The 23,484-nt window shown below is 69.4% G+C and carries 22 protein-coding genes; 11 read left to right on the forward strand and 11 right to left on the reverse strand.

Going from position 1 to position 23,484, the window contains the following annotated elements; all coding sequences use genetic code 11:
* Positions 1-9 precede the first annotated feature (9 nt).
* The 3 genes from ACAG26_RS00260 to ACAG26_RS00270 all read right to left on the reverse strand — a co-directional run bounded on the left by ACAG26_RS00260 (position 10) and on the right by ACAG26_RS00270 (position 3,434).
* Entirely contained in the window at positions 10-1,659 is a 1,650-nt protein-coding gene (locus tag ACAG26_RS00260) for an AMP-binding protein (protein ID WP_370477917.1), read from the reverse strand.
* Complete coding sequence (locus ACAG26_RS00265; protein ID WP_370477919.1) at positions 1,660-2,214, reverse strand: nuclear transport factor 2 family protein; 555 nt, start codon at positions 2,212-2,214, stop codon at positions 1,660-1,662. It lies immediately after the preceding gene.
* A gap of 83 nt (positions 2,215-2,297) precedes the next feature.
* On the reverse strand, positions 2,298-3,434 hold the full coding sequence (locus ACAG26_RS00270; RefSeq protein WP_370477921.1) for a PucR family transcriptional regulator: 1,137 nt from the start codon (positions 3,432-3,434) through the stop codon (positions 2,298-2,300).
* Positions 3,435-3,581: 147 nt separating this feature from the next.
* Between ACAG26_RS00270 and ACAG26_RS00275 the strand changes: the two genes are divergently transcribed.
* Entirely contained in the window at positions 3,582-4,535 is a 954-nt protein-coding gene (locus tag ACAG26_RS00275) for an alpha/beta hydrolase (protein WP_370477923.1), read from the forward strand.
* Here the strand turns inward: ACAG26_RS00275 and ligD are convergent.
* Positions 4,532-5,428: a non-homologous end-joining DNA ligase gene (gene ligD / locus ACAG26_RS00280; RefSeq protein ID WP_370477925.1), complete on the reverse strand. Its 897-nt coding sequence runs from the start codon at positions 5,426-5,428 to the stop codon at positions 4,532-4,534. The genes ACAG26_RS00275 and ligD overlap by 4 nt on opposite strands.
* A 195-nt stretch (positions 5,429-5,623) precedes the next feature.
* On the opposite strand from ligD, the gene ACAG26_RS00285 reads away from it, so the two are divergent.
* The 4 genes from ACAG26_RS00285 to ACAG26_RS00300 all read left to right on the forward strand — a co-directional run bounded on the left by ACAG26_RS00285 (position 5,624) and on the right by ACAG26_RS00300 (position 8,617).
* Positions 5,624-7,273 (forward strand): acyl-CoA carboxylase subunit beta, encoded by a 1,650-nt coding sequence (locus ACAG26_RS00285; RefSeq protein WP_370477927.1) that lies wholly within the window; start codon positions 5,624-5,626, stop codon positions 7,271-7,273.
* Positions 7,270-7,515, forward strand: a complete 246-nt coding sequence (locus ACAG26_RS00290) for an acyl-CoA carboxylase subunit epsilon (protein WP_370477929.1) — start codon at positions 7,270-7,272, stop codon at positions 7,513-7,515. Before ACAG26_RS00285 ends, ACAG26_RS00290 begins: the two co-directional genes overlap by 4 nt.
* A gap of 52 nt (positions 7,516-7,567) precedes the next feature.
* Positions 7,568-8,209, forward strand: a complete 642-nt coding sequence (locus ACAG26_RS00295) for a nucleoside triphosphate pyrophosphatase (protein ID WP_370477931.1) — start codon at positions 7,568-7,570, stop codon at positions 8,207-8,209.
* A 180-nt stretch (positions 8,210-8,389) separates the two neighbouring features.
* Positions 8,390-8,617 (forward strand): hypothetical protein, encoded by a 228-nt coding sequence (locus ACAG26_RS00300; RefSeq protein ID WP_318276456.1) that lies wholly within the window; start codon positions 8,390-8,392, stop codon positions 8,615-8,617.
* On the opposite strand, the gene ACAG26_RS00305 is transcribed toward ACAG26_RS00300, so the two are convergent.
* Positions 8,593-9,054 (reverse strand): hypothetical protein, encoded by a 462-nt coding sequence (locus ACAG26_RS00305; protein WP_370477934.1) that lies wholly within the window; start codon positions 9,052-9,054, stop codon positions 8,593-8,595. The genes ACAG26_RS00300 and ACAG26_RS00305 overlap by 25 nt on opposite strands.
* A gap of 16 nt (positions 9,055-9,070) precedes the next feature.
* Between ACAG26_RS00305 and ACAG26_RS00310 the strand changes: the two genes are divergently transcribed.
* The 4 genes from ACAG26_RS00310 to ACAG26_RS00325 all read left to right on the forward strand — a co-directional run bounded on the left by ACAG26_RS00310 (position 9,071) and on the right by ACAG26_RS00325 (position 12,661).
* On the forward strand, positions 9,071-9,961 hold the full coding sequence (locus tag ACAG26_RS00310; protein ID WP_370477936.1) for a sulfurtransferase: 891 nt from the start codon (positions 9,071-9,073) through the stop codon (positions 9,959-9,961).
* Positions 9,961-10,377, forward strand: a complete 417-nt coding sequence (locus tag ACAG26_RS00315; RefSeq protein ID WP_071027274.1) for a SufE family protein — start codon at positions 9,961-9,963, stop codon at positions 10,375-10,377. The genes ACAG26_RS00310 and ACAG26_RS00315 overlap by 1 nt, the downstream gene beginning before the upstream one ends.
* Positions 10,378-10,459: 82 nt before the next feature.
* Complete coding sequence (locus ACAG26_RS00320; RefSeq protein WP_370477939.1) at positions 10,460-12,256, forward strand: biotin carboxylase N-terminal domain-containing protein; 1,797 nt, start codon at positions 10,460-10,462, stop codon at positions 12,254-12,256.
* An 87-nt stretch (positions 12,257-12,343) separates the two neighbouring features.
* The gene (locus ACAG26_RS00325) at positions 12,344-12,661 is read left to right on the forward strand and encodes a hypothetical protein (RefSeq protein ID WP_370477942.1); all 318 of its coding nucleotides are present in this window, start codon (positions 12,344-12,346) and stop codon (positions 12,659-12,661) included.
* On the opposite strand, the gene ctaD is transcribed toward ACAG26_RS00325, so the two are convergent.
* The 3 genes from ctaD to ACAG26_RS00340 all read right to left on the reverse strand — a co-directional run bounded on the left by ctaD (position 12,658) and on the right by ACAG26_RS00340 (position 17,452).
* Complete coding sequence (ctaD, locus tag ACAG26_RS00330) at positions 12,658-14,340, reverse strand: cytochrome c oxidase subunit I (RefSeq protein ID WP_370477944.1); 1,683 nt, start codon at positions 14,338-14,340, stop codon at positions 12,658-12,660. The genes ACAG26_RS00325 and ctaD overlap by 4 nt on opposite strands.
* A 5-nt stretch (positions 14,341-14,345) precedes the next feature.
* The gene (locus ACAG26_RS00335) at positions 14,346-15,332 is read right to left on the reverse strand and encodes an LLM class F420-dependent oxidoreductase (RefSeq protein WP_370477947.1); all 987 of its coding nucleotides are present in this window, start codon (positions 15,330-15,332) and stop codon (positions 14,346-14,348) included.
* 320 nt (positions 15,333-15,652) lie between these two features.
* Positions 15,653-17,452: a glycoside hydrolase family 15 protein gene (locus ACAG26_RS00340; RefSeq protein ID WP_370477950.1), complete on the reverse strand. Its 1,800-nt coding sequence runs from the start codon at positions 17,450-17,452 to the stop codon at positions 15,653-15,655.
* 103 nt (positions 17,453-17,555) lie between these two features.
* Between ACAG26_RS00340 and ACAG26_RS00345 the strand changes: the two genes are divergently transcribed.
* A complete protein-coding gene (locus ACAG26_RS00345; protein ID WP_370477952.1) occupies positions 17,556-18,512 on the forward strand; it encodes an anti-sigma factor RsbA family regulatory protein in 957 nt (318 codons plus the stop codon).
* On the opposite strand, the gene ACAG26_RS00350 is transcribed toward ACAG26_RS00345, so the two are convergent.
* Positions 18,482-21,433: an FAD-binding and (Fe-S)-binding domain-containing protein gene (locus tag ACAG26_RS00350; RefSeq protein WP_370477954.1), complete on the reverse strand. Its 2,952-nt coding sequence runs from the start codon at positions 21,431-21,433 to the stop codon at positions 18,482-18,484. The genes ACAG26_RS00345 and ACAG26_RS00350 overlap by 31 nt on opposite strands.
* 108 nt (positions 21,434-21,541) lie before the next feature.
* On the opposite strand from ACAG26_RS00350, the gene ACAG26_RS00355 reads away from it, so the two are divergent.
* Positions 21,542-22,555 carry an iron-containing redox enzyme family protein gene (locus ACAG26_RS00355; RefSeq protein WP_370478777.1) on the forward strand — a complete coding sequence of 338 codons (1,014 nt, stop codon included), beginning with the start codon at positions 21,542-21,544 and terminating at the stop codon, positions 22,553-22,555.
* Here ACAG26_RS00355 and ACAG26_RS00360 read toward each other — a convergent pair.
* Positions 22,535-22,732, reverse strand: a complete 198-nt coding sequence (locus ACAG26_RS00360; RefSeq protein ID WP_370477956.1) for a CDGSH iron-sulfur domain-containing protein — start codon at positions 22,730-22,732, stop codon at positions 22,535-22,537. The genes ACAG26_RS00355 and ACAG26_RS00360 overlap by 21 nt on opposite strands.
* On the reverse strand, positions 22,729-23,421 hold the full coding sequence (locus tag ACAG26_RS00365; protein WP_370477959.1) for a HemK2/MTQ2 family protein methyltransferase: 693 nt from the start codon (positions 23,419-23,421) through the stop codon (positions 22,729-22,731). The genes ACAG26_RS00360 and ACAG26_RS00365 overlap by 4 nt, the downstream gene beginning before the upstream one ends.
* Positions 23,422-23,484 lie beyond the last annotated feature (63 nt).

Raw genomic sequence — 23,484 nt, forward strand, 5'->3', positions numbered from 1 at the left:
ATGGTCTCCCTACACATAGCGTTGCCGGCCGTGCCGTGCGAACTCGGCGTCCAGCGCGCGTTTATCGTCATCGGTCATCCGGTGATACCCCGGTGCGCCACGCCCGGCCCACCGGTACACCGGTTCGTCGGTGCGCCAGCGCTGGGCCTGCAGTTCGCGTTTGAGCACCTTGTTGGAGCCGGTGACCGGCAGGCGCTTGGACAGCCGCAGCAACCGCGGAATCCCCTTGCGGCCCAGGTCCTGCTGGGCGCCCAGATAGTCGGCGAACGCGGCGGTGTCGAAGCCGTCGGGGTCGGTGACCTCGACGGCGGCCATCACCTGATCCCCCGAGCGGGGGTCGGGCACGGCGTACACCCCGGCGGCGATCACCGCCGGATGGCGGCGCAGCACCCGCTCGATGGTCAGCGCCGAGGTGTTCTCGCCGTCGACCCGGATCCAGTCGCCGCGGCGTCCGGCGAAGTACAAGAATCCCGACTCGTCCAGGTAGCCGAGGTCACCGGTCCAATACCAGCCGTGGCGGATCCGCTCGGCGTCGGCGGCGTCGTTTTTGTAGTAGCCCTCGAAGGACAGGCCGCCGGCCTTGTCGACGATCTCGCCGACGGCGGCGTCGGGATTCCGGATCCGGCCGTGCTCGTCGAAAACCGCGGGGACGCAATCGGTCAACGTGTCCGGGTGCACCACCGCCACCCCGGCGTGCGCGGGGCGACCCAGCGCGCCGGGCGGCGCGTCGGGGTCGTGGGCGACCGCCCCGCCGCCCTCGCTGGAGCCGTAACCCTCGTACAGTTCGGCGGAAAACCGGCGACGAAACTCCGCCTGATCGTCCGGGGACGCCTCGGTGCCGAACCCGCGGACCAGGGTGTTGTCCGCGTCGTCGGGGCGCTCGTCGGTGGCCATCAGATACGCCAGCGCCTTGCCGACGTAGGTGAAGAAGGTGGCACCGAAGTACCGCACGTCGGGCAGAAACCGGGACGCCGAGAACGTCGGCGTCAAACACACCGTGGCGCCGTTGGCCAGCGCCGGCGCCCACAGCGCCATCAGCGCGTTGCCGTGGAACAGCGGCATACAGCAGTAGTCGACGTCGGCGCGGACGTGGCCGAACTTGTCGGTGGCGGTGTGCGCGATCCGGGCCAGCCGGCCCTGGCTGCACTTGACCGCTTTGGACGCGCCGGTGGTCCCGGAGGTGAACAGCAACAACAGCAGCGAGTCCGGGCCAACGCCCGGCGTCGCCGCGGGTTCGACGCGGTGGGCGTCAAGACACCGCCGATAGTCGGGGTCGTCGACGACCAGGAAGCGGTCCGGGCCCAGCCCCAGGTCCAGGTCACGCAGCCACCGCATCCCGGCGGTGTCGGTGACGATCAATTGGCAGTCGGCGTGGGCGATCTCGGCGGCCAGCTCGGCCGCACCCCGGGTGGGGTTGATGCCCACCACGGTCGCGCCGGCCAGGGCCGCGCCGCCCAGCCAGAACACGAAGTCGGGCACGTTGTCCAGCAGCACCCCGACGTGAAACGGCCCGTCGCGGCGCAGCGCGGCCGCCAGGGCGCCGCGGGCGGCGGATTCGCGGACCACCTCGTCCCAGGTCCAGTCCCGGTCCCGGGTGCGCAGCCCGAGGTGCGCGTCGCCGAGCCGGTCGAGCAGCATCGTCGCGATGTCGGTACGCATTCAGGCCGGCGCGTGGACGAGATCGAGGTACTGCTGCGGGAGGTCCTCCCGGGCCACCGGGGTCACGCTGCGCACGCCGGCGAAGTAGGAGTCCTCACCGACGATCTTCCCGCTGGCATCGATCGGCCACAGCAGCACCTGCCGGTACACCACCAGGTAGTCGCCGTCCGGATCGTCGACATCCACGCCGAGGATGGCGGTCGCCAGGGCACCCGGGTACAGCTGCTTCATGTCGCCTTCGGTCACCACGCAGTCGTCGTCGACCACCAGCCGGTCGATGGCGAACTCCAACACGTTGGTGTGGGTCGCCATGAAGTTCACGTAGTAGGTGCGCACGCCGTCGGTGGTTTTCGGTCCGACATCCTGACCGCCCATCCAGAAGTGGTAATCCGGCTCGGCGGCTAGCGTGCCCATCACCTGGTCGAGGTCCGGCGCGGCCTCACCCTTCATGTGCTCGATCACCGCTTCCAGCGCAGCCCGATGGCGCTCGTTGGTGGTCACGGCCAACCGCTGCTCCAACGGGGCCCAGGTCCGGCTGGGGTCGATCACGGCCACGGTCAAACTCCTTGTCGCTGGGCGGTCCAGTGATCATCATCACCGCCACCGCAACCCCGGTCATCCGCCATACGTCGGCTGGCTTAGCGGTTTCGGCCGACAACTGTCGGCTCGGCGCCGGTGAGCTCGGCCGACGAGAGGGCGATGCGCCGCACGAAGAGCACCAGCGTGGCCGTGAACCGATCGATCGGGTCAGCCAGATCCCAGCCCATCGCCGCCTCCACGTGGGCGATGCGCGCGGCCACCGTGCTGTGGTGCAAGTGCAGCTGGGCGGCGGTGCGGCGCAGCGACCCGAGCACGCAGAACGCCTCGGTGGTGTCGACGTCGTGCGCACCGGCCGGCGTCGCCGCGATCGCGTTGATCCGGGCCACATCGTGGTGCCGCAGCACCTGCTCCAGTGGCAGGTCGGCGAGCAACTCCAGCACGCTCAGGCGTTCGTAGGCGACCGCGCGCCGCCCGTAGTGGGTGGAGGAGGCGAACCGCAGTCCCCGTTGCGCCTGCCGCCAGGACGCCGCCGCCCCGAACGCGGTGGTCTTGGCGCCGATCCCGACCCACGGACCGCGGCCGACGTGTGCGGGCAGCGGCGGCGGGAACGCCGCGATGATCGCCGCGTCCAGCCGATCCGACAGGGTCCGGGCATCCTCGGAGCTGTAACACAGCAACGCCGTGTCGGCGCCGATCACGACCGAGCGGACCGGCTGGTCACCCAGTTCGCGCACGACGACGCGCAGCGCCTCGGCGGGCGAACCAGCCGACACCGCCAGCACCCGGACCTCGCGGCTCTCATCGAGGCCCAGCAGCCGGATCGCGCGTGCCCGTTCCGCGGGCGATTCGTTGTCGGACAGCACCACCTCCAGCAGCGCGGGATCCCCCAGCTGCAGCGACGCCGGACGCGTCGCGACCCGCCGCAGCGTGCGGCGCACCCGGTCCACCAGCACCGGGTCCATCCGCTGGGCGGCGCCGCCGCGTTCCAGCCACACCGTGGGGTCGTCGTGCAGCGGCGGCAGTTCGGTCGGGGTGTCCAGGGATCCGTTGGCGTCGCAGCGGATCACCGTGCCCGACGCCCAGCGCGCCCCGACCGCGCAGTCGGCCAGCGCCGCGGCCGACGCCAGCACCGTCTCGGCGCCGGCCGCCGACTCGTCGAGTTCGTCGAAGTAGGCGACGATCCGCAGCGCGGCCGCGGCCTCGGGGCCCAGCTCCGGGAAGCCACCAACACCCACCAGCGGAGGCTACCGCCGGGGCGTGGCGCTGCACGCAATTCAGTAGACGGATAGCCGATTCCGGGCCCGGGCAAACGTGAGATTACGCACGTGCCCGGCCGGCGGCCACCGGGTATCCAGTCAGCAAACACTAAGGAGTTGATCGAGATGATCGCCCGCACTCCGGCGATGCGGCGGTGGGTGCACCATCGGCACAGCCCCCAGTCGGTTGCGGTGGCGCTGGCCAGCCGGTTCGTGGTGAAGAACGCGGTGCGCGCGTGGGCGGTGCAACCGGACCTGCGGTGGCCGTTCGAGTCCGTCGACCGGTTTGCTGGGCTGCTGCCGTACCGCTCGTCAGCGAAGGTGGAAACCGTCCGGCTCGACGACTGCGCCGCCGAATGGATCCGGCCGGCAAAGCGGTCGTCGCGGCGCGCGATCCTCTACCTGCACGGCGGCGCGTTTTTGACCTGTGGACTCAACACCCACCGCGCGTTGGTGACCCGGCTGTCGCGGGCCGCCGACGCCGGCGTCCTCAATGTCGCCTACCGGATGTTGCCGTCGCATCGGATCGCCGACGCCATCGACGACGGCCTCGACGGGTTGCGCTGGTTGCTGCGGCGCGGCTACGCCGCCGACCAGATCGTCATCGGCGGCGACTCCGCCGGCGGCTACCTGGCCTTCATGACCACGCTCGCCGCGATCGAGCGCGGCCTGGCCACGCCGGCCGGGGTGGCGACGGTGTCGCCGCTGACCGACGCGGACCCGGACGCCAAGCTTGGTCACCGCAATGCCCGCCGGTGTGCGATGTTTCCCGGCGGGGCGCTGTCGGTGTTCGCCCGCTACCTGCGCCACCCGCAGGTGCCCTCCCCGGTGGACGCGGACCTGTCCCCGCTGCCGCCGGTGATGATCCACGCCAGCTCGGACGAATTGCTGCTGCCCGACGCCGAGCTGATGGCGCAGCGCCTGGACCGGGCCGGCGTCCGCTGCGAGCTGCACCTGTGGGATGGGCAGATTCACGACTTTCCGCTGGCCGCCGACGTGGTGCCCGAAGGCCGGCGCGCGATCCGCTACCTCGGCGATTTCGTCAAAGAGGTCACCGCCGCGGGCGCCGCCGCGGCTTAACCGCGCAGTTTGGCCAGCCGGTGGCGGGCGCGGCTCAGCGAGCGGGCATGTCGGCGCAGGTCTCCCCACGGATCGCTGCGTTCGGACATCCGCTTGGGGACGTCGCGCAGCGTGAACCGGTCGGCCCGCATGCCGCGGGCGCTGAGCTCCTCCCAGTCCAGCGGGGTGGCCACCGGTGCGCCGGGGCGGGCGCGCACCGCATACGGCGCCACCGCCGTCTGCCCGTAGGCGTTGCGCAGCACGTCCAGATACACCCGGTCGCCGCGCTTGTCCTTACGGATTTCCAGGGTGCGGTGCCCCGGGTCGTCGGCGACGACGAGTTCGGCGACGTCCCGGGCGAATTGCCGCACGGTGTCGAAGTCGGTGTGGCCGCGCAGCGGGGCCACCACGTGCAGGCCCCGCGAACCGGTGGTCTGCACATACGTCGCCAGGCCGAGGTCCTCGAGGATGTCGGCCACGGCACGCGCCGTCGCCCGCAGCACCGCGAACCCGCCGTCGGAGGGGTCCAGGTCGAACACCAACCGATCCGGGCTGTGCAACCGCGGCTGCCGGGACAACCACATGTGCGGGGTGATGCAGTCCTGGTTGGCCGCCCACACCAGCGCCTCGCGGCGCTGCGCGACCGGGTGCACCACGGTCGCGCCCTTGGTGCTCTTCTTGGCGACGTCGGCCCGCTTCATCCAGTCCGGCAGCGACGCGGCGAAGTTCTGCTGGACGAAGCCTTCCTCGTCGATGCCGCCGGGAAACCGGGTCAGCGTCAGCGGGCGGCCCTTCAGGTGCGGCAGCATCACCGGCGCCACCTCGGTGTAGTAGTCGACCAGGTCGCCCTTGGTGAGGCCGTCCGCGGGGAACAGCACCCGATCCGGGTGGGTGACCTCGACCTTGATGCTCATCGCAGCTCGTCCAGGGCGCGGTTGCGTACCGGCCGACCGCGCGGCTCGGGGCTGCGCCCGGCCGGTCGTTTGTGCCGGTATTCGCGAAGGCTCATAGTTGTCGCGTACCCGCGGGCGGTGGTGCGGCAAACCCGCGCCGCGCCTAGGCCCCACCCATTCTTGGCAATTCGGTAAGAGCCGCTAAGCTCGACACCCATGACGAGCGTTACCGAGCCCTCCGCACACTCTGCCGAGCCCGCCGCCGAGCACACCATCGACATCCACACCACCGCGGGCAAGTTGGCCGACCTGCGGCGACGCACCGAGGAGACCCTGCACCCGGTCGGTGAGGTCGCGGTGGAGAAGGTGCACGCCAAAGGGAAGCTGACCGCCCGGGAGCGTATCTACGCGCTGCTCGACGAGGGCTCGTTCGTCGAGCTCGACGCGCTGGCCAAGCACCGCAGCACCAACTTCGGCATGGGTGACAAGCGTCCCCTCGGCGACGGGGTGGTGACCGGCTACGGCACCATCGACGGCCGCGAGGTGTGCATCTTCAGCCAGGACGCCACGGTGTTCGGCGGCAGCCTCGGCGAGGTCTACGGCGAGAAGATCGTCAAGGTGCAGGAGCTGGCCATCAAGACCGGTCGGCCGCTGATCGGCATCAACGACGGCGCCGGGGCCCGCATCCAGGAGGGTGTGGTGTCGCTGGGCCTGTACAGCCAGATCTTCCACAACAACATCATCGCCTCGGGCGTGATCCCGCAGATTTCGCTGATCATGGGCGCCGCCGCCGGCGGGCACGTCTACTCCCCCGCACTGACCGACTTCGTCGTCATGGTCGACCAGACCAGCCAGATGTTCATCACCGGACCGGACGTCATCAAAACCGTCACCGGCGAGGACGTCACCATGGAGGAGTTGGGCGGCGCCCACACCCACATGGCCAAGTCGGGCACCTTGCACTACGTCGCCTCCGGCGAGCAGGACGCCTTCGACTGGGTGCGGGACCTGATGAGCTACCTGCCGCCCAACAACTACGCCGACCCGCCGCGCTACGCCGCGCCGGTCGCCGAGGGCCCGATCGAGGACAACCTGACCGACGAGGACCTCGAGCTCGACACGCTGATCCCCGACTCGCCGAATCAGCCCTACGACATGCACGAGGTGATCACCCGCATCCTCGACGACGACGAGTTCCTCGAGGTGCAGGCCGGCTACGCCGGCAACATCGTGGTCGGGTTCGGCCGCATCGAGGGCCGGCCGGTCGGCATCGTGGCCAACCAGCCCACCCAGTTCGCCGGCTGCCTGGACATCAACGCCTCGGAAAAGGCCGCCCGCTTCGTGCGGACCTGCGACTGCTTCAACATCCCGATCGTCATGCTGGTCGACGTGCCCGGGTTCCTGCCCGGCACCGACCAGGAGTACAACGGCATCATCCGCCGCGGCGCCAAGCTGCTCTACGCCTACGGCGAGGCCACCGTCGCCAAGATAACCGTGATCACCCGCAAGGCCTACGGCGGTGCGTACTGCGTGATGGGCTCCAAGGAGATGGGCGCCGACGTCAACGTGGCGTGGCCGACGGCGCAGATCGCGGTGATGGGAGCCTCCGGCGCGGTCGGCTTCGTCTACCGCTCGCAGCTGGCGCAGGCCGCCAAGAGCGGTGAGGACGTGGACGCGCTGCGGCTGCAGCTGCAGCAGGAGTACGAGGACACCCTGGTGAACCCGTATGTGGCCGCCGAGCGCGGTTACGTCGACGCGGTCATCCCGCCGTCGCACACCCGCGGATACGTCGCCAACGCGCTGCGGCTGCTGGAACGCAAGATCGTCCAGTTGCCGCCCAAGAAGCACGGGAACATTCCACTGTGAGCGAGGACGCCGTGAGTGACGAGCAGGCGGTGCACCAGCCGCACATCGAGGTGCTCAAGGGCAACCCCAGCGATGAGGAGCTGGCCGCGCTGATCGCCGTGGTCGGCAGCGCCGGCGGCGGCACCCCCGAGCCCGGACCCGTCGACCGCAACCTGTGGGGGCACCCGGTCGACAAGTTGCGGTACTCGATCTTCAGCTGGCAGCGCGTCACCTTGCTGGAGCGCACCCACATGCGCCGGTGACGATGCAGAGCGCAGCGATGCTGAGGAACGGCGCCATTCAGCGGCGCCGGTAGTGACCCGACTGGTACTCGGGTCGGCGTCCACCGGCCGGCTCAAGGTGCTGCGCCAGGCCGGCGTCGATCCGCTGGTCGTGGTGTCGGGCGTGGACGAGGACGCCGTCATGGCGGGCCTGGGTTCCGACATCGCGCCCGATGCCATCGTGGCGGCGCTGGCGTCGGCCAAGGCCGAGGCGGTGACGCGTCAGCTTCCGGTCGAGGTGGCCGCCGATTGCGTTGTGGTCGGCTGCGATTCGATGCTGCTGCTGGACGGGCAACTGCGCGGTAAGCCGGACACCGTCGCGACCGCTCGCGAGCAGTGGCGGTCGATGGCCGGCCGATCCGGCCACCTGCACACCGGCCATTGCCTGATCCGGCTGCAGGACGGCGAGGTCACCGATCGGCAGTGCGAAACCGTCGTGACCACAGTGCATTTCGGGACTCCGGCGGCGGTCGACCTGGACGCCTACCTGGGCAGCGGCGAACCGCTGCAGGTCGCCGGCGGGTTCACCCTGGACGGGCTGGGCGGCTGGTTCATCGACGGGGTCGACGGTGACCCGTCCAGCGTCATCGGGATCAGCCTGCCGCTGCTGCGGTCGCTGCTGGGGCGCGTCGGGCTGCCGATCGCGAAGCTGTGGGCAGCCAGCACGGGCCCCTGATGCGTCGAGATCGACGCTAACGTCACGCCTTCTCGCGATTCTTCACGCTCGCATCGATCTCGGCGCGCAAGACCGCGCACAAGGCGAGGCCGTGCTCCGTGACCCGATCGCAATCGAACTGCAACCCGGCACGCTGGACACGTTGCCCGGTTATGCCGTACCGCGCCGCACACTGGGGCGATGCCAGTCGAAGAAACCATGTGGGATGTGCGAGTGTCCCGGGACATCGACCGCTACGACACCGAGCGGCTGCGCGCCGAGTTGGCCAACGTGGTCCGCAAGCAACTGTCGCCGGGCAAACGGCTGCTGCGGGTGGTCACCTGGTGCCCCAACGGCGGCGCATTGTTCCGCCCGAAGGTCGACGCCCGACGCTTCGCGGTGGCCTACGAGGTCGCGCTCAGCGTCTGACCCCGGTCCAGCTTGGGCACCGCGTTGCCGGGCGCGGCGGGCAGCAACACCGTGCCGTCGCGGTCGACGATGCCGCCGCCGGTCAGAATCGTGGCGTCCATCGAGGCCTCGGCCAGGCGCATGGTGCCGACGTTCGGTGACCAGTCGCCGCTCAACCGGCACGCCTGTTCGGCGGCGGGCGTGCTAGAGCCGTACGGATTCGACCAGTACAGCCGCAAGTCGACGGTGAGCCGGTCGGTGCCGACACCACCGACCTTCGGGATGACCTCGCAGCCGCTCCTGGGCCGCGAATTCGGTTCGCCGGCAGCCGGATCGGCGCCGTCGGGCACCAGATAGGAGATGTCGATTTCGGCTCCGCCGAGATCGACGTTGTGCCGGCCGCCGCTCGCTCTTTTGCTGCGTAACGTCAGTCTCGACGCCACTACCGGCGGCGACATGGGTAGGCTCAATGACGTGCCCGTGCCCGCTGATCCCAGCCCAGTCCTGCAGTCCTACGCCCACCCCGAACGGTTGGTGACCGCCGACTGGCTGTCCGCCAATTTGGGTCGCCCCGGTTTGGCGGTGGTGGAGTCCGATGAGGATGTGCTGCTCTACGACGTCGGCCACATTCCCGGCGCGGTGAAAATCGACTGGGTCACCGACCTCAACGACCACCCGGTCCGCGATTACCTGGACGGCGCCAAGTTCGCCGAACTGATGGACCGCAAGGGCATCGCCCGCGACGACACCGTCGTCATCTACGGAGACAAATCCAACTGGTGGGCCGCCTACGCGCTGTGGGTGTTCACCCTGTTCGGTCACCCCGATGTGCGGTTGCTCGACGGCGGACGCGACCTGTGGATCTCGTCGGGCCGGGAAACCACGCTGGAGGTGCCGGCCCAGACCTCGACCGGCTACCCGGTGGTCGAGCGCGACGACGCCCCCATCCGCGCCTACAAGGAGGACGTGCTGGCGATCCTCGGCAAGCAGCCGCTGATCGACGTCCGCTCGCCGCAGGAGTACACCGGCGAACGCACCCACATGCCCGATTACCCCGAGGAAGGCACGCTGCGCGGCGGCCACATCCCGACCGCAGTGCACATCCCGTGGGCCAAAGCCGCCGACGACAGCGGGCGGTTCCGCCCCCGCAAGGAGCTGGAGGAGATCTACGGCTTCTTGACGCCGGACGACAAGACCGTCGTGTACTGCCGCATCGGGGAGCGCTCCAGCCACACCTGGTTCGTGCTCACCCACCTGCTCGGGATGGAGGGGGTGCGCAACTACGACGGCTCCTGGACCGAATGGGGCAACGCCGTGCGGGTGCCCATCGTCGACGGCCAAGATCCCGGAGGCGCACCGACCTGATGAGCATGCCCGCCCCGCTAGCCGAGGTGGTAGCGGACTTCGCCGAGGTCCAGGGCCAGGACAAGCTGGCGCTGCTGCTGGAGTTCGCCAACGATTTGCCGCCGATCCCCGCGGAGCTGGAGGAAGCGGCCATGGAGCCGGTGCCGGAATGCCAGTCACCGCTGTTTTTGCATGTCGACGCCGCCGATCGGCAGCGGGTGCGGCTGTTCTTCAGCGCGCCCGCCGAGGCCCCCACCACCCGCGGGTTCGCCTCGATTTTGGCGGCGGGCCTCGATGAGCAGCCGGCCGACGACATCTTGGCGGTGCCGGAGGATTTCTACGCCGACCTGGGCCTGGCCGCGCTGATCAGCCCGCTGCGGCTGCGCGGCATGTCGGCCATGCTGACCAGGATCAAACGGCGGTTGCGGGCCACCTAACCCACCCGGGTGCTCGCACCTTAAACTGCTGCGGGATACATTCTTAAAGACCTTTCTTAGAAACATTGCTTCAGGAGGCCCAGTGGCGACTCATGCCAGCTCAACGATCTCCAAGGTGCTCATCGCCAACCGCGGGGAGATTGCGGTCCGGGTGATCCGGGCCGCCCGGGATGCCGGACTGCAGAGTGTGGCGGTATACGCCGAACCCGACGCCGACGCGCCGCACGTGCGGCTGGCCGACGAGGCCTTCGCGCTGGGTGGTCAGACGTCGGCGGAGTCCTACCTCGACTTCGCCAAGCTGCTGGACGCCGCCGCGAAGTCGGGCGCCAACGCGATTCACCCCGGCTACGGTTTCCTCTCCGAGAACGCCGACTTCGCGCAGGCCGTCATCGACGCGGGGCTGATCTGGATCGGGCCGAGCCCGCAGTCGATCCGCGACCTGGGTGACAAGGTGACCGCCCGCCACATCGCCGCCCGCGCCCAGGCGCCGCTGGTGCCCGGCACCCCCGACCCGGTCAAGGACGCCGACGAGGTGGTGGCCTTCGCCAAGGAGTACGGGGTGCCGATCGCGATCAAGGCGGCGTTCGGCGGCGGCGGCAAGGGTATGAAGGTGGCCCGCACCATCGAGGAGATCCCCGAGCTGTTCGAGTCGGCGACCCGTGAGGCGGTCGCGGCGTTCGGCCGCGGCGAATGCTTCGTGGAGCGCTACCTGGACAAGCCCCGCCACGTCGAGGCCCAGGTCATCGCCGACCAGCACGGCAACGTCGTCGTCGCCGGCACCCGGGACTGCTCGCTGCAGCGCCGCTTCCAGAAGCTGGTGGAAGAAGCGCCGGCGCCGTTCCTGACCGACGCGCAGCGCAAAGAGATCCACGAGTCGGCCAAGCGGATCTGCAAAGAGGCCCACTACTACGGCGCCGGCACGGTGGAGTACCTGGTCGGGCAGGACGGCCTGATCTCGTTCCTGGAGGTCAACACCCGGCTGCAGGTGGAGCACCCGGTCACCGAGGAGACCGCCGGCATCGACCTGGTGCGCGAGCAGTTCCGCATCGCCAACGGCGAGAAGCTGGACCTCACCGAGGACCCGGAGCCCCGCGGCCACGCCTTCGAATTCCGGATCAACGGTGAGGACGCCGGCCGCGGTTTTTTGCCCGCGCCCGGCCCGGTGACCCGGTTCGACCCGCCCAGCGGGCCCGGGGTGCGGCTGGATTCCGGGGTGGAGTCCGGTTCGGTGATCGGCGGCCAGTTCGACTCGATGCTGGCCAAGCTGATCGTGTACGGCGCCTCCCGCACCGAGGCGCTGGAGCGCGCCCGTCGCGCCCTGCACGACTTCCACGTCGAAGGGCTGGCCACGGTCATCCCGTTCCACCGTGCGGTGGTGTCCGACCCGGCGTTCATCGGCGACGAGGACGGCTTCACGGTGCACACCCGCTGGATCGAGACCGAGTGGGACAACACCATCGAGCCGTTCACCGGGGGCGAGCCGATCGACATCGAGGACACCCTGCCGCGGCAGAAGGTGGTCGTCGAGGTCGGCGGCCGGCGGCTGGAGGTGTCGCTGCCCGGCGACCTGGCGCTCAACGGCGGCGGCGGTGGCGGCGTCAGCGGGGCTATCAGAAAGAAGCCCAAGCCCCGCAAACGCGGCGCGGCAGCCGGCGCGGCGGCCTCCGGGGACGCGGTCACCGCGCCGATGCAGGGCACGGTGGTGAAGGTGGCCGTCGAGGAGGGCCAAGAGGTGTCCTCCGGTGACCTGGTGGTCGTGCTGGAAGCCATGAAGATGGAGAACCCGGTCACCGCGCACAAGGACGGTGTCATCACCGGCCTGGCGGTGGAGCCCGGCGCGGCCGTCACCCAGGGCACCGTGCTCGCCGAGATCAAGTAGTTCCGGCTTAGCTGACGCCGCGAGCGTGCGCAGATGTACAGGAAAGACCCGCTGAGGCTGGCATTCTGCGCACGTTCGCGGTGAATTATGGACCCCGTCGAGATCAATGCCGGCGCCTGGTACCTGCGGGCGCTGCGCGCCGACGACCGAGTCGATGACCGGCCGGCCCTGGCCGACCTGGGCGAAACCGACCCCGACTACGTCGCGGGCAGCGCCGCCGGGTGGGCGGCCGACACCGGCTACAGCTGGGCGGTGTGTGAGCCGACGACCGGTGAGCTGCTGGCCGAAGTGACCCTCGACCCGGTGACCGGCCACACCGGCACCCGGGCGCGGGCCGGTCACGCGGATGCCGCCGCGGCGGCCGAAGCCTCGGTGCGCCGGTTCGCCGCCGCCTTGGGTGGTTAACGGCCGACGTGCGCCTCGGCCCGCAACCGGGCCACCATGTGCGGATAGTGCAGTTCGAACGCCGGGCGGGTGGAGCGGATCCGGGGCAGCTCGGTGAAGTTGTGCCGCGGCGGCGGGCAGCTGGTCGCCCACTCCAGCGAGTTGCCGTAGCCCCACGGGTCGTCGACGGTCACCGGTTCGCCGTAGCGGTAGCTGCGGAAGATGTTCCAGACGAACGGCAGCATGGACACCCCGAGGATCACCGCCCCGACGGTGGAGACGACGTTGAGCGGTTGGAAGCCGTCGGTGGGCAGATAGTCGGCGTAGCGGCGCGGCATCCCGGCGTCACCGAGCCAGTGCTGCACCAAGAAGGTGGTGTGAAACCCGATCAGCGTCAACCAGAAGTGCAGCTTGCCCAGCCGCTCGTCCAGCAGCCGGCCGGTCATCTTCGGAAACCACAGGTAGATGCCGGCGAAGGTGGCGAACACGATGGTGCCGAACAGCACGTAGTGGAAATGCGCGACGGCGAAATAGCTGTCGTGGACGTGGAAATCCAGCGAAGGGCTGGCCAGCAGCACCCCGGTCAACCCGCCCAACAGGAAGGTGACCAGGAAGCCGACGGAGAACAGCATCGGGGTCTCGAAGGTCAGCTGGCCCTTCCACATGGTGCCGATCCAGTTGAAGAACTTGATGCCGGTCGGAATGGCGATCAGATACGTCATGACCGAGAAGAACGGCAGCAGCACCGCGCCGGTGGCGAACATGTGATGCGCCCACACCGAGGCGGACAAAAACACGATCGCCCAGGTCGAATAGACCAGCGCGGTGTAGCCGAAGATCGGTTTGCGGCTGAACATCGGGATGATCTCGGTGACGATCCCGAAGAACGGCAACGCCACGATGTACACCTCGGGGTGCCCGAAGAACCAGAACAGGTGCTGCCACAGGATCGGCCCGCCGTTGGCGGCGTCATAGACGTGGGCGCCCAGGTGCCGGTCGGCGATCAGCGCGAACAGCGCCGCGGTCAGGATCGGGAAGGCCAAAAAGATCAGCACGCTGGTGCCCACAATGTTCCAGGTGAAGATCGGCAGCCGGAACATCGTCATCCCGGGGGCGCGCATGCACACCACGGTGGTGACCATGTTGACCCCACCCAGGATGGTGCCCAGCCCGGACACGATCAGACCCATCGCCCACAGGTCCGCGCCGGGGCCCGCCGAGTGCAGCGAGTCGCTCAGCGGGGTGTAGCCGGTCCAGCCGAAGTCCGCCGCCCCGCCGGGGGTGATGAACCCGCCCACCACCATCAGCCCGCCGAACAGAAACATCCAGTAGGAGAAGGCGTTGAGCCGCGGGAACGCCACATCCGGGGCACCGATCTGCAGCGGCAACACCAGGTTGGCGAACCCGAACACGATCGGGGTGGCATACAGCAGCAGCATCACCGTGCCGTGAATGGTGAACAGCTGGTTGTACTGCTCGTTGGACAGGAACTGCAGACCCGGGGCGGCCAGTTCGGCCCGCATCAGCAGCGCCATCAGCCCGGCGGTGAAAAAGAAACCGAACGCCGTCACCACGTACATCTGGCCGATCAGCTTGTGGTCGGTGGTGCTGATCAGCTGATACACCGCCGACCCGAACGGGCGGCGGCGCGCCGGGAACGGGCGCCGCGGCTGCACCGGGGTGGGGGTCGTCGCGGTCATGACGGCTACTTCGCGGCCGCCCGCAACTCCGCCAGCAGCGGCTCGGCCGCTTCCTTCAAGAATAGGTTCTGTGCGTCCCCACCGATCTGGACTAGCGCGATATCGGTGAAGCCGGCGTCCCAGTACGGGCGCACCGCGTCGACGATCGCCTCCAGGTCGGGTCCGCACGGAATGCTGTCCGCGACGTCCTCGGGCCGGACGAACTGGGTGGCGGCCGCGAAACTGGCCGGTGTCGGCAGGTCCGCGTTGACCTGCCAGCCGCCGCCGAACCAACGGAATTGGTCATGGGCGCGCTGCACGGCGGCGTCGCGGTCGGGATCCCAGCACACCGGCACCTGACCGACCACCCGGCCGCTGCCGGCCAGCCCGGCCGCCTGGCGCGCGGTGTGCCAACCATGCACCAGTTCCGGATCGGGTTGCACAGCGATCAGATGATCGGACAGGGTGGTGAATTTCGCGATGCCCTTCTCGCCGGCCATCGCGACGGCGACCCCGACCGGGACGTCGGGCAGGTCCCACAGCCGCGCCAAATCCACCTGGAAGTAGTCGCCGCGCCAGTTCACGGTGCCGCCGTCGAACAACGCCCGGATGATTTCGATCGCCTCGCGCAGCATGTCCTGGCGGCGCTGCACGGTGGGCCAGCCGTGGCCGACGACGTGCTCGTTGAGGTTCTCGCCGCTGCCCAACCCCAGGGTGAACCGGCCGTCGGACAGGATCTGCACGGTGGCGGCCTGCTGCGCGACGATCACCGGGTGATAGCGCACGGTCGGGCAGGTGACGTAGGAGTACAGGTCCGCCCGGTCGGTCGCCTGGGCGACCGCGCCCAGCACCGCCCAGGCGTTGGGCGCATGGCCTTGGGAGGTGAGCCAGGGACTGAAGTGGTCGCTGCACACCTCGAAGTCGAAGCCGCGTCGTTCGGCAGCAACGGCATAACGGACAAGGTCTTTGGGCCCGCTCTGTTCGGTCAGCAGGGTGTAACCAAATCGCGTCATACCAGCACGGGTACCCGAGCGGCGGCCGCCCAAACCGGGCCTCGGTCAGCATCGTGTCGCGGCGCGGATCCGACGCCGCTGCTCCTCGGTGTGGCCCCGGTCGGCTTTTCTGCGCAGCCGGGCGGTGACCTCTTTCCTATGTCGGCGGTCACGTGCTTCGTTCATGAGGATCCCCGAACTTCGTCGCATTGGGTGAGGGTCCCGGTGCCTATACCCGAGGACGCACGAAGTCATGCAGCGGTTCGCCGGGTTGCGGAGATTCGCTAGGTCGCCGAGATGGACGCTAGCGCGGCCGCTACTCGCGGTTTTGCGCGCTCACGTCAATCTCGGTGCGACAACGAGCCAGAACCATTAAGGGTCGCAGCGGTTTCCAGCATCAGTGCATGCACGCACGCCTGCGGCAGGTTGCCGCGCAGCTGGCGTTGGCTGACGTCGTACTCCTCGGAAAACAGGCCGGCCGGCCCGCACGCGGACCGGTTGCGTTCGAAGTAGCGGACCGCCGCCCAATCGTTGCCTTGTTGGTGTTCGGCCAGTGCCATCATGAACCCGCACAACAAGAACGCGCCTTCGGCTTCGCCGAGCTTGCGTTCATCGTGGCGGAACCGGTACACGTATTGCTCCACCGCGAGTTGCTCGCGGACCGCGGCCACCGTCGCGAGCGTGCGGGGATCATCGGCCGGCACGGCGCCGCGCACCGCCGGGAGCACCAGCGCAGCATCCACCCCGCCCAGCTCTGGGCTGCGACGCCAGTAGCCGTTCGGGTGCAGACCACCGCGCGCAGTCTCGGCGAGGATGGCGTCGGCCAGCACGGCATGTGTGGTCAGGCCCGTGACGCGGTCAGACAATCCCGCCACCGCACGCAATCCGGCGACGCAGGTCAGTCGCGAGTGAGTCCAGTTGCGGTTACCCAACTCCCAGATCCCTGCCTCCGCTTCGCGCCACCGCGCGTCGATCGCGGCCGCTGCCAGGTCAATGGCCCGCCAGCCGTCGGCGGGCAGTCGGTCCGTGCGTGCCGCGGTGGCCAGCAATTGCAGCGCGTCGCCGAGCGCGTCGAGCTGGAACTGGTTATTGACGCCGTTGCCGGTCTTGTCGGTGCCGCCGGGGTAGCCGGGCAGGTCGAGGGTCGACTCATCGGGGACCGGCCCGCCCGAAACGGTGTACGCGGGTTTGAGATGCGGCCCGTCGTCAAGGACCCGGGCGGTGACGAACTCGGTGGCCGCGTCGAACAGGTCGGAAGCGCCGGCGACGGCGGCCGCCAGCCCCGCGTAGCACTGGTCACGGATCCAGACATAGCGGTAGTCGTAATTCTTGTTGGTGTAAGCCCGCTCCGGCAGGCTGGTGGTCGCGGCGGCGACCATACCGCCGCTTGAACTGGTCAGCCCGCGCAGCACCGCCCACGCTTGCGTGGCGTCGTGGGGCGCAATGGTGTCGGCCAAGTTCGGTCGGTGTCGCGACCACGCATTTGCCGTTGCCTCCCACGCCAGATCCGGGTCGACCAAGCCTGCCGGCAGCTCCCGCTCGGAAACTTCGAAAACCAGGTCCTGATGGTCGCCTTCCGGGATGCACAGTTCAGCGACCAATACCGCACCGGCACTATCGGCGCTGGGTAGCGGGCGGGCCGCCGCACACCCGGCGAACCGCCAGCGGAGCGGACCGCTGCGGCCGGTCCACACCCCGTCGTGGCAGGCGAGATGCCCGCTGGCGTAGTGCCCGAAGCCGGCGCGGGGCTCCAGCATCACCGTGACGTCGGCGGTGCCGCGGACCGCGACGATGCGGCGCAGCACCACCACCCGGCTGGTGTCGGCGGGAAACGCTAAGGCCTCCCGGCATTCGATCTCGCCGTCGTTGGTGACCCAATGGCTGTGCCAGATCAGGCTGCCCGGTTCGTAATAGCCGCCCCACACATGCCGACCCTGTTTCGGGGTGACGGTGTAGCCGCCACCGCCGCCGATCAACGTGGCGAACACCGCGTCGGAATCCCAGCGCGGGGCGCACAGCCACGTCACCTCACCGTGCGGACCGATCAGGGCGCCGCGTTCGCCGTCGGCCAACAACGCGTATTGCCGCAGGACCTGCGGCGGGAATGCCGCAAGAAGGTCGACGCGATCATCGCGAGCCACATTCACCCCTTTCCGTCATCCGATTCCCCGGCACCGGCGTCTTCAAACGTCGGGTGGGTCGGGGCTACGCTGGAAGCGGTCTCGCCTCGTTGGGAGCAGCGGTATGACAACAACCACAACCAGTCCCGCCGGCGCCTTCGCGCACCCGGCGCTGTGCTACCGCTCGCAACAGGACTACCTGGATTGCCTGGTGCCGTTTATCCGCAGCGCGCTGGGGGCCGACTATCCCGTCCTGGTGGCGGTCCCGGAACCCAACCTTTCGGCACTGCGAGAGGCGCTGGGTGACGCCGCGGCCGCTATCACCCTGGTCGACATGGCGCGGGGCGGCCGCAACCCCGGCCATATCCTCGGCGGCGTGCTGGGCACCTTCGCCGCCAAGCACGCGCCCCGGCCGGTGCGGATGATCGGCGAGCCGATCTGGGCCGGCCGGTCTGCGGACGAATATGCGGCCTGCGTGCAACACGAGGCACTGATCAATAGGGCGTTCGCCGGCCAGGATGTGGCGATCGTGTGCCCGTACGATGTAACAGCGTTGCCGTCCAACGTGATTGCTGATGCTCACGGCACCCACCCGGTGCTCTGGGAAGTGGGTCTCCGCGAGCAGGACAGCCCCGCCTTCGCCCCGGAGGCGGTGTGGTCCCGGTATAACCAGCCGCTGCCGCGGAATCCCGCCGCGGTCAGCTACGCGATTAACCAGCTCGCGGATCTGAGTGAGGCGCGCGCGTTCGCCGCCAGGTACGCCCGCCGGTTCGGCCTGGGCGCGGACGGCATCGCCGATCTGCAGATGATCGTCACCGAATTGGCGGCCAACAGCGTGCAGTACACCCCCGGGCCGTGCACACTGGCGCTGTGGCGGCACGACGGCCATGTGGTGTGCGAGGTCCGCGATCCCGGATACCTCGACGATCCGCTGGCCGGACGCCGACCGATGGACCGCGACAGCGCGCGCGGGCGTGGGCTCTTCGTGGTCAACGCCGTCGCCGATCTGGTGCGTGCCCATATCACCCCGCACGGCACCACCGTGCAGGCTCAGCTTCGCCTGACCGACGAGACGTGCTGACCCGCCATCGCGGCCAGCAGTTCGGCCAGGTGCACGGCTTCCTTGTCGCCACCGCCGAATTCGTGGATCTGGGTGCGGCAACTGAAACCGTCGGCCAACACCACCGCCCGCGGGTCGGCGTCGCGGATCGTCGGCAACAGCACCCGTTCCGCGCAGGCCTTGCTGACCTCCAGGTGGCCCGGCTCGAAGCCGAAATTACCGGCCAGGCCGCAACATCCAGCGCCCAGCTGTTCGACCTCGACGCCCGCGTCGTGCAGCAGGTCGGCGTCGGCGTCCCAGCCCAGCACCGCGTGCTGGTGACAGTGCACCTGCGCCAACGCCGTCATCGGGCCGTCACCGCGCGGCGGCCGGTAGCCGGGGGTGTGCCGGGTCAGCAGTTCCGCCAGCGTCACGGTCTGGCCGCGTAACCGCAACACGTCTTGGTCGTCGGGGAACAACTCGGCAGCGTCGGAACGGAATACGGCCGTGCAACTGGGTTCGAGCCCCACCACCAGCCCGCCGGAGCGCAGGTGCGGGGCCAGCGCGGACACCGTGCGGGCCAGCACCGCCTTGCCGGTGCGCAACTGGCCGGTGGAGATCCAGGTGAGTCCGCAGCACAGCCGCGGCCGCGGCAACGTCACCCGCCACCCGGCGTCCTCCAGTACCGCGACCGCGGCCCGGCCCACCTGCGGATGGAAGCAGTCGGTGAAGGTGTCCGGCCACAGCAGCACGCTGCCGTGGCGGCCCCCGGGGCCGGGCTCCGGCCGGGCGGCGAACCATTGCCGCAGGGTTTGCGGCGCGAACCGCGGGATGTCCCGGTTTTCCAGGCCGGCGGCGGCCACCGCGGCGCGCCGCAACAGGGGCGCATGGGTGACGGCGTTGGCCAGGCGCCCCATCCGGGCCGCGGTCACCAGCCGAGCCGCGACCGGCAGCCACCCCATCGACAGGTCGGCGCGGGGGCGGCGCCACGGCCGACCCGCGTAGTAGTGCGCCAGGAATTCGGCCTTGTAGGTGGCCATGTCGACGTTCACCGGGCAGTCGGACTTACAGCCCTTGCACGCCAGGCACAGATCCAGCGCGTCTTTGACCGCCGTGGACCGCCATCCGTCGGTGATCGGTCCGTCGCCGTGCCCGTTGAGCATTTCGAACAACAGCCGCGCCCGGCCGCGGGTGGAGTGCCGTTCCTCCAATGTCACTTGGTAGGACGGGCACATCACCTGCCCGCCGCTGGTGTCGTGCTGGCGGCATTTGCCCACCCCGACGCATCGGTTGGCGGCCCGCACGAAGGAGCCGTCGTCGTCGGGGTAACCGAAGTGCAGGTCCTGCGGCGCCGCCGGGGCCCAGCTCGCGCCCAGGCGCAGGTTGGCGTCCAGCGGACGCGGGTCGACCACCTTGCCGGGGTTCATTCGGTTCTGCGGGTCGAAGATGTCTTTGAGTTCACCGAACGCGGCCATCAGCCGCGGCCCGTACATCCGGGGGAGCAGTTCCCCGCGGGTCTGCCCGTCACCGTGCTCGCCGGACAGCGACCCACCGAGCTCGGACACCAGATCGGCGGCGCGCTCCAGGAACCGGCGGTAGGCGGCCACCCCGTCGGCGGTGAACAGGTCGAACGGGATCCGGGTGTGGATACAGCCCTGCCCGAAATGCCCGTAGAGACTGGGCCCGGTGTCGCTGCTGTAGCCGAATTCCTCGTAGAGGGCTTGCAGCCGGCGCAGGTACTCCCCGAGCCGCTCCGGTGCGACCGCCGAATCCTCCCATCCCTCAAAGGTGTCCCGGTGTCCCGGGACGTGTGCGGTGGCGCCGAGCCCACCCTCCCGGACCTGCCACAGCTCGTCTTCGATCGCCGGGTCCTCCAGGAACGACACGTCGGGGGCGTGCTCGGTTTCATGCAGGCCGTCCAGCAGCCGCTGCCCCTGCGCGTCGGCCTCGTCCTGGTCGTGGGCGCCGAACTGCACCATCAAATACGCCGGGCCCTTGGGCAGCTTTTCCAGGGCCTGCGGGTTGAGGTGTTGAATCTTTTCGTCTTTGATCAGTTTGGCGTCCAAGCCTTCCAGGGCGGTCGGCTCGTACTTCAACACCGCCGGCACCGCGTCGCCGGCCTTATCCACGCTGGGGTAGCCCAGCACCACCAGGGTCCGCTTCTCCAGCACCTCCACCAGCTGCAGCTCGGCGCGCAGCACCGTCACCAAGGTGGATTCGCTGCCGACCAGCAGCCCGGCCACGTTGAAGCTGTTCTCCGGCAACAGCGAATCCAGGTTGTAGCCCGACACCCGCCGCGGGATCTGCGGAAAGCCGGACCGGATGTCGTCGGCGAACTCGTCGCGCAGCCGCCGCAACCGCCGATACACGGCGGCCCGCAGATCGCCGCGCGCCTCGATGCGGGCAAACTCCTCGTCGCTGGTTTCACCGCACCAAAACCGGGTGCCGTCATAGAGCAGCACCTCGAGCCGGGCGATGTTGTCGACCACCTTGCCGACGCGTTGCGCCGTTGAACCGCAGGCGTTGTTGCCGATCATGCCGCCCAGGGCGCAGTTGGCGTGGGTGGACGGCTCCGGACCGTAGCGCAGACCGGTGGGACCCAGTTGCCGGTTGAGTTCGTCGAGCACGATGCCGGGCTGCACCACGCAGCGCCGGGCGTCGGCGTCCACGGATTCCAACCGGTGGCAGTACTTGGAGAAGTCGAGCACCACCGCGGTGTTGGTGCATTGGCCGGCCAGGCTGGTGCCGCCGCCGCGCGCCAACACCGGTGCGCCGCACTGCCGGGCGACCGCGACCGCATCGACGGCCGCCTCCGGGGTGCGCGGCACCACCACACCGATCGGCACCTGGCGAAAGTTGGAGGCATCGGTGGCGTAGGCCGCGCGGCTGCCGTCGTCGAACCTGACCTCCCCGTCGACCCGGTCAACCAGCATGCTTTCCAATCGCGCCACGTCGACCTGCACCGCCCGCCGCTCCCTTCGTCGTCCCGGTGGGACTACCCCGCATCGGCCGCGGTTATGCGAACTGCACTCACCGGTTTGGTGAGCGGCCCCGCCGGGGTACCCGCCGGCGTGACCCTTGCACCGATTCGGAATGAACCGGCGTTGCCGGCCGCCTACGGACCGCTGTCGACGACGGTGCGCAATTGGCTGACCGGCCCCGCGCCCCATATCAGCGACTTCGACGGGCTGGCGAGCAACGCCGACCCCTACGGTCTGGATCTGCAGCTGGCGCTGTATCTGTGCTATGAGCTGCACTATCGCGGGTTCGCCGGGGTCGACCCGACCTGGGAGTGGAATCCGAGCCTGCTGCAGCTGCGCGGTCAACTCGAGCAGGTATTCCTCACCGGGGTGCGTCGTGACGTCGGACGGATCCCGCCGCGCGCCACCGCCGCCGACGAAATGGATGCGCTGAGCATCGAACCCGTCGACGGCACCGGGCTGTCCTGGTATCTGCGGGACAGCGGAACCTGGCAGCAGATGCGCGAATACTTCGTGCACCGGTCGCTGTATCACCTCAAGGAGGGCGATCCGCACGCGTGGACCATCCCCCGGCTGACCGGCCAGGCCAAGGCGTCGTTCGTGGCGGTCGAATTCGACGAATACGGCGCCGGGCGCGGCCCGCGACTTCATCAGCAGCTGTTCGCCGACCTGATGGCCGCGGCCGGGCTGGATCCGAACTACCTGGCCTATCTCGACGCGGCGCCGGCCGAGTCGCTGGCGGTGGTGAACCTGATGTCGTTGTTCGGGTTGCACCGCCGCTGGCGCGGCGCCGCGATCGGGCATTTCGCGGCCACGGAGATCACCTCCCCGCCCGGTTCGCGCCGGCTGGTCGCCGCCCTGACCCGGATGCGGGCGCCGGAACCGTGCGTCGCGTTCTACCGCGAGCACGTGGAAGCCGACGCGGTGCATGAACAGGTGGTGCGTACCGACGTGGTCGGCGACCTGATCGCCCGGGAGCCGCAGCTGGAAACCGATGTGGTGTTCGGGATCCGGGCCGCCGCGGCGGTCGAGGACCGCCTCGCCGAGAAGATGCTGACCTCGTGGCGGGAGGGGAACACCGCGTTACGGAGTCCCCTGAACTGACCGGCACCGCCGATGGCTGGTGTCGCACAGCGGGTAGTTCTTGCTGCGCCCGCAGGCGCAGATGGCCACCATGAAGCGGTCGGATTCGACGACGCCGTCGGGGGTCTCGATGTGCACCGGACCGGACACCAACACCGGGCCGTTACGCACCACCCGCACCTGCGTCATGTCCGTCATGGCTTGTCCGCCCGGATGACGACCAGCTGCTCTTCCCGGCAGCCGCGCTGGATGCGGCCGGTGCGCTCCAGCCACACCGCCCGCGCCGACAGTACCGGGCCGAACGGAATCACCTGCGATGCCGCAATTTCCGCCTCCAGGCCGGTCGACCGCAGTAACGCCAACGACCGGGGGACGTTGGCGAACACCGACTGCACCAGCAAAAGGGATCCCTGATCACGCAGCAGCCGGGTCGCCGAGACGCACAGCGGGTCGAGCACGGCGCGGCCGTCGACGCCGCCGTTCCACGACCACTCCGGGCCGCCGGCGGCCGGGACCGGTCCGGCGTCGGCGGGGGTGGGTACATACGGCGGGTTGGACACGATGACCTCATACGGCGGGTCGCCCAGCGCGCGGGTCCACGGCCCTTCCCGGACCTCGACGTCGACGCCGGCGTTGCGGGCATTGCTGCGCGAACACCGCACCGCCCGCGGGCAGATGTCGACGGCGGTGACGCTGGCCGCCCCCAGTTCGGCCGCCGCGATCGCGACGATCCCGCTGCCGGTACACAGGTCCAGCACGCGGCGCTGCCGAGCCAGGTCGGCATGCTCCATCGCGGCGATCAACAGCCGTGAATCTTGCTGCGGCGCATAAACACCGTCGACGGCCAGGATGTCGCACCAGCGGGGACCAGTGGTCAGCGTAGTCACCCGGCCGGATTACCCGGTGGCGATGCGAAGCAAACAGCGGCGGACGGTTTACCCGTCCCCCCA

It is taken from the genome of Mycobacterium sp. pUA109 (genome assembly GCF_041287095.1).
GTDB lineage: Bacteria > Actinomycetota > Actinomycetes > Mycobacteriales > Mycobacteriaceae > Mycobacterium.